Here is a 5186-nt window from a genome sequence, read left to right as displayed (position 1 = left end):
CTGCAGGCCGCGGCGCTGCTCGTCCCCCTCGCGCTCCTGCTCGCCGTGCTGCCGCGGCGGCTGCGCGGGCGGCGTCGTCGGGCCCGGGTGCGCGCCATGCAGGACGCCTCGCTGTCCCCCCAGCGGCGTGCGAACGCGGCGTGGGACGAGTTCCGGGCGCTCGCCGAGGACTACGGTGTCTCCTCCCGGGTCTCCGACACGCCCCGGGTCCGGGCGCGGCGGCTCGCCGCGGGCATCCCGGCGGCGCACGCCCCGGTGGAGCGGGTCCTCGCGGACCTGGAGTCCGCGAGCTACGGCGCGCCGGACACCCGGTGGCGCCCGCAGGCCACCCCCGAGGACCTCGCCCGGGTGCGGGACGAGTTCCGGCACCGGGCCTCTCGGGGCCGGCGCCTGCGCGCCGCGTGGTGGCCCGCCTCCCTGTGGCGGCACCGGGGCAGTCGGCACCCGGGCGCGGGCCCCCGCCGCTGAGCCACGACGCCGCCCGGCCCCCACGCGACGCACAGGACCGGGCGGCGTCGCGCCCCGCTGGGCACGGGTGCGACGGCGCGGTGGCTCAGCCCTCGGCGCGGGCGGCGATCACGGCGTCGTAGAGCCGGCGCGTGCTCACGCCGCGCTCGGTGGCCACCTGGCGGGCCGCTGCCTTGAGCTTGATCTCCTGCGTGGCCACGAGGTCCTCGACCGCGCCCACGAGCTCCTCCGGCTCGGGCGCGGCGGCGGGAGCGGCACCGTGGACCACCACCACGATCTCACCGCGCACCTGGTTCCCGGTGGCCCACGCGAGCAGCCCGTCGAGGTCGTCGCGCAGCACCTCCTCGTGGAGCTTGGTCAGCTCCCGGCACACCACGGCGCGGCGCTCCCCGCCCAGGGCGTCCCGCAGGGCGGCCAGCATCTCGGCCAGCCGGTGCGGGGACTCGTAGAAGACCATGGTGCGCTGCTCGTCGCGCAGCCCCGCGAGGTGCCCCGCGCGCTCCCCCGCCTTGCGCGGCAGGAAGCCCTCGAACGTGAAGCGGTCCGTGGGCAGCCCCGAGACCGCGAGCGCGGCGAGCACCGCGGACGGGCCGGGCAGCACGGACACGGTGAGGTCCGCCTCGGCCGCCGCGCGCACGAGCGGGAAGCCGGGGTCGGACACGGTCGGCATGCCGGCGTCGGAGAGGACGGCCACGGTGCGGCCCTGCCGGACCTCGTCCAGCAGCTCTGCGGCGCGGGCGTTCTCGTTGTGCTCATGGTGGGTGACCACCCGGCCCGTGACGCTCACGCCCAGTCCCGTGGCCAGCCGGTGCAGGGTGCGGGTGTCCTCGACCGCGAGGACGTCCGCCGTGGCCAGCACGTCCTTGAGCCGCTGGGAGGCGTCCGAGAGGTTGCCGATGGGGGTGCCCACGACCACCACGGAGCCGCCGCCCTGCTCGGCGCCGTGGGACGGGGTGGATTGTTGCGGATTCACACGACCACTCTACGAACCCCGTCCACCCGGGTCACGCAGGCGGCCGGGCGCGCCCCGTTCGCCCGGAGGGGACCGACGGCGCGGCGTCGGGCTCCGGAACCCGCCGCGCACCCGGCCGCGCCCGGGCCCGCGACCTACCATGGGTCCGTGCCCTCCACCGCCTTCTCCCCCGTCTGCCCCCCGGTCAGCGCTGCGCCCACCCTGAGCGACCGGCTGCTGCCCGCGGTCACGCGGCTGCCCCGGTACTGGTGGGTCCCGCTCGCGCTGGTCACGGTCCTGGGCGGGGTGCTGCGCTTCACCGGACTGTCCTCCCCGCACGCCGTGGTCTTCGACGAGACCTACTACCTCAAGGACTCCTGGTCCCTGCTGCTGCACGGCACCGAGCAGCAGTGGCCGGAGGGCGCGGACGATGGCTTCGTCTCGGGGCAGATCCCGGACACCGAGGGCCGCCCGTCCTTCGTGGTGCACCCGCCCCTGGGCAAGTGGCTCATCGCGGGGGGCCTCTGGCTCTTCGGCGCGGAGGACCCGTTCGGCTGGCGCTTCTCCGCCGCCGTGGTCGGCACCCTGTCCATCGCGCTGATCTGGTGGGCGGGCTGGCTGCTGTTCCGCTCGGTGTCCCTGGCCACGGTCGCCGGTCTGCTCACGGCCCTGGACGGGCTGCACCTCGTGGAGTCCCGCCTCGCCCTGCTGGACATCTTCCTGATGTTCTTCCTGCTCCTCGCCCTCGTCTTCGCCCTGCTGGACCGCGACGACGGACGACGCCGCCTGCTCGCCCGGCTCCCCGGCTCGTCCCTGGGCCCGTGGCTCGGGATCCGGTGGTGGCGGATCGCGGCGGGCGTCGCGTGCGGGGCCGCCGCCGCGGTGAAGTGGAACGCGCTGTTCAGCATCGCGGCCCTGGGCATCCTCGTGGTGCTGTGGGACGTGAACGCCCGCCGGGTGGCCGGGGTGAAGCACTGGACCACGGGCGCGGTGCTCAAGGACGGCCCGTGGGGCTTCCTCACGATGATCGGCTCGGCCGCGGTGACCTACGTGCTCACGTGGTCCGGGTGGCTGCTCACGGACGGCGGCTACGACCGCCACTGGGCGGAGCTGAACCCGGGCGAGGGCCCGCAGTGGCTGCCCCCGGCGCTGCGCTCACTGTGGGAGTACCACGTGTCCGCGTACTCCTTCCACACGGGTCTGGACGCCCACCACACCTACATGGCCGGGCCGGCCACGTGGCCGTTCATGGGCCGCCCCACGTCCTACTTCTACGAGTCCCCGGGCAGGGGCACGGACGGGTGCGCCGTGGACTCGTGCAGCCAGGCGATCCTCAACGTGGGCAACCCCGCCGTCTGGTGGGTGGGCGTCCTCGCGGTGCTGCTGGGCGTGTGGCTGTGGGCGGTGCGGCGGGACTGGCGCTTCGGCGCCCTCGTGGGGGTCTACGCCGCGGGGTACCTGCCCTGGTTCCTCTACCCCGAGCGCACCATGTTCTTCTTCTACGCGCTGTCCTACTTCCCGGCCATGGCGCTGCTCGTCGCCGGGGCGGTGGGTGTGCTCACGGGCAGACTCGGCGTTCCCCGGGAGGGTGCGACCGCGGGAACCCCGGAGGCGAGGGCGAACGAGCGCGTGGTGGGCCCCGTGCGGGCCCGGCGGTGGCGGACGGTCACCGTGGTGTACCTGCTCGTGGTGGTTGCCCTGGCCGTATTCTTCTGGCCCGTGTGGACCGGTCAGACCATCCCGTACGAGCACTGGCGCTGGCGGATGTGGTTCAGCTCCTGGATCTGAGCCGCCGGTCCCGGAGCCGCCGTGCGCGGCGGGACGTCAGCAGCATCGTGAGGAACGCGCCCGCGAGGGTCAGCAGGGCCACCGTGAGGGCGGCGTCCACCCAGAACTGCGCGGGGTAGAGCCGGATCAGGGTGTCCGTGGTACTGAACGTCCACGTCCCGGAGCTGAAGAACAGCCCGTGGAACGCCGTGAAGAACTGCTCCCAGCCCAGCAGGGCGGAGACCGCGGCCGCCACCAGCAGACCCACCGTGAGCCACGAACCCGCGAACCAGGCACGGGACGCGGCCCCCGGCGCCGTGCGGTGCAGGTACCAGCCCGCGAGCGCGCTCAACACCAGCAGCGCCGTGGCGGCCAGCAGCCCCCACTGCAGCACGTGCCGCACGTCCGTCATGTGGGAGACCTCGGACGGTGTGAAGGCCAGTCCGCCCTCGGGGCTCACCAGCCCACCCAGGTACTCGGGCGGGGCCAGGTTCATGATGTAGTCCAGTCCGTAGGAGCCGAACGTCGTGCGCTCCTCCACGTCCATCCCCCAGCGGTCCGCGGGGAAGCCCGGGCGGTGGTACTCGAGCCACAGGAACACCGGCGTGGCCACGAGCCGCACCGCGAGGGCGAGCCACAGCACCGGCAGTGACAGGGCCAGGAAGCACTGCAGCACCCGCTGCGGCACGGTGGGCCGGGGAGCACGGTTCCAGGGCGCTGCGGAGCTCACGGGCGGATCACCAGTTCCCGTGCCAGTTCTCGTCCGCATAGTGCTCGAAGGGGATGTTCCAGTCCCCGTACCCGTCCGCCGGGTCGGCCTGGGGGTAGTTCGTGTTGACCACTTCCACCATGTCACCGGGGCGGAACACGTCGTAGATGTAGGAGGCGCCCTCCGGCGGCATGCCCACGCAGCCGTGGGACACGTTCGCCACGCCTAGCACCGGCCACGCGGAGGGCAGCGCCTGGTGGACGAACTCCCCGCTCCACGTCAGCCGGGACACGTTGGTCGCGTCGAAGGGCGGGTAGTAGTGCGGGTCCCCCGGCTTGAGGTTCAGGGAGGACGCCTTGAACGGATAGGAGGCGGCCTGCTCCAGGATGACCTTCTTGCCCGTGGTGGAGGGCCACTCGGGGTCCCCCAGCGTCACGGGCCAGCGCCCGGTCTCCTTGCCGTCCACGTACGCCACGAGGGTCTTGGTGGTGTCGTCCACGTACGCCACGAGGGTCTTGGTGGTGTCGTCCACGTACGCGCGCTGCTCGGGCCCGGTCTTGAAGGACACGGTCTTGTTGCCGTTGCCGATCATGCCGTTGCCCAGGTCCGTGCCCAGGATGTTCGCGCTGACCTTGACCGTGGAGTCCGGGGTCCAGGGCTTTTCCGGGCGGAAGCGCAGCTTCTGGTCCGAGTACCACCGGAACTGCCCCTTCTCGTGGGCGCCGTCCACGGTGACGGCCTTCTCCACGGCGTCCTTGTCGGTCACGGGCTCGGAGAACTCGAACTCCACCACCTGCCACACGCCGTACGTCTGCCCGTCCTGGACGTTGAGGCTCACGTCCGCCTCGTGGGCCGCGTCCACGGTGCTGAACACGGACCGCCCCGAACGCTCCTCGTCCCCGTTGCGCGCGGTGTGCTCCACGGTGTAGGTCTCGTGGAACTCCAGCGGCTCGGACGTGCGCCACTCCCGTTTGTCCTCGCTCAGCTCACCGTCCGTGGTCTTGCCGGTGGACGACGCCGTCAGGGTCACCCTGGTGAGCTCCCCCGCGTCCGCGCGCACCACCACGGGGTCCGCGGGGTTCACGGCGGTGGCATCCGTGCCCGGGGTGACCTTCACCGTGGGTGCCGCCGCGGCGCTCGATCGTGCCGGCGCCCCTTCCGCGGCGGGTGAGCCCGAGGCCCCCGCGGGTGCGGCGTCGTCGCCCCCGGAGGCGCAGCCCGTGAGTCCGAGCAGGGCCACGAGACCCAGGCACGTCAGTGCGGTGGGGGCACCGCCGCGACGGGCAGGTG

General features: G+C 73.4%; 4 protein-coding genes and 1 pseudogene. 2 read left to right on the top strand and 3 right to left on the bottom strand.

The genetic code is table 11. The features are described from left to right. Nucleotides 1–468, top strand: a pseudogene (locus tag CWC38_RS10770) (hypothetical protein); the annotation flags it as partial. An 85-nt stretch (nucleotides 469–553) separates the two neighbouring features. On the opposite strand, the gene rsmI reads toward CWC38_RS10770, so the two are convergent. After that, the gene (gene rsmI, locus CWC38_RS10765; RefSeq protein ID WP_121846730.1) at nucleotides 554–1441 is read right to left on the bottom strand and encodes a 16S rRNA (cytidine(1402)-2'-O)-methyltransferase; all 888 of its coding nucleotides are present in this window, start codon (nucleotides 1439–1441) and stop codon (nucleotides 554–556) included. Nucleotides 1442–1588: 147 nt separating this feature from the next. Between rsmI and CWC38_RS10760 the strand changes: the two genes are divergently transcribed. Then, nucleotides 1589–3208 (top strand): dolichyl-phosphate-mannose--protein mannosyltransferase, encoded by a 1620-nt coding sequence (locus CWC38_RS10760; protein WP_121846729.1) that lies wholly within the window; start codon nucleotides 1589–1591, stop codon nucleotides 3206–3208. Here CWC38_RS10760 and CWC38_RS10755 read toward each other — a convergent pair. Further along, on the bottom strand, nucleotides 3192–3917 hold the full coding sequence (locus CWC38_RS10755) for a TIGR01906 family membrane protein (protein ID WP_240625228.1): 726 nt from the start codon (nucleotides 3915–3917) through the stop codon (nucleotides 3192–3194). The genes CWC38_RS10760 and CWC38_RS10755 overlap by 17 nt on opposite strands. Before the next feature lie 7 nt (nucleotides 3918–3924). Then, on the bottom strand, nucleotides 3925–5186 hold a 1262-nt coding region (locus tag CWC38_RS10750; protein ID WP_133306254.1), incomplete at its 5' end, for a L,D-transpeptidase.

The sequence above is a fragment of the Kocuria tytonicola genome, assembly GCF_003687455.1.
Classification (GTDB): Bacteria; Actinomycetota; Actinomycetes; order Actinomycetales; family Micrococcaceae; genus Kocuria; species Kocuria tytonicola.
This window is presented reverse-complemented; position numbering and strand designations above follow the sequence as displayed.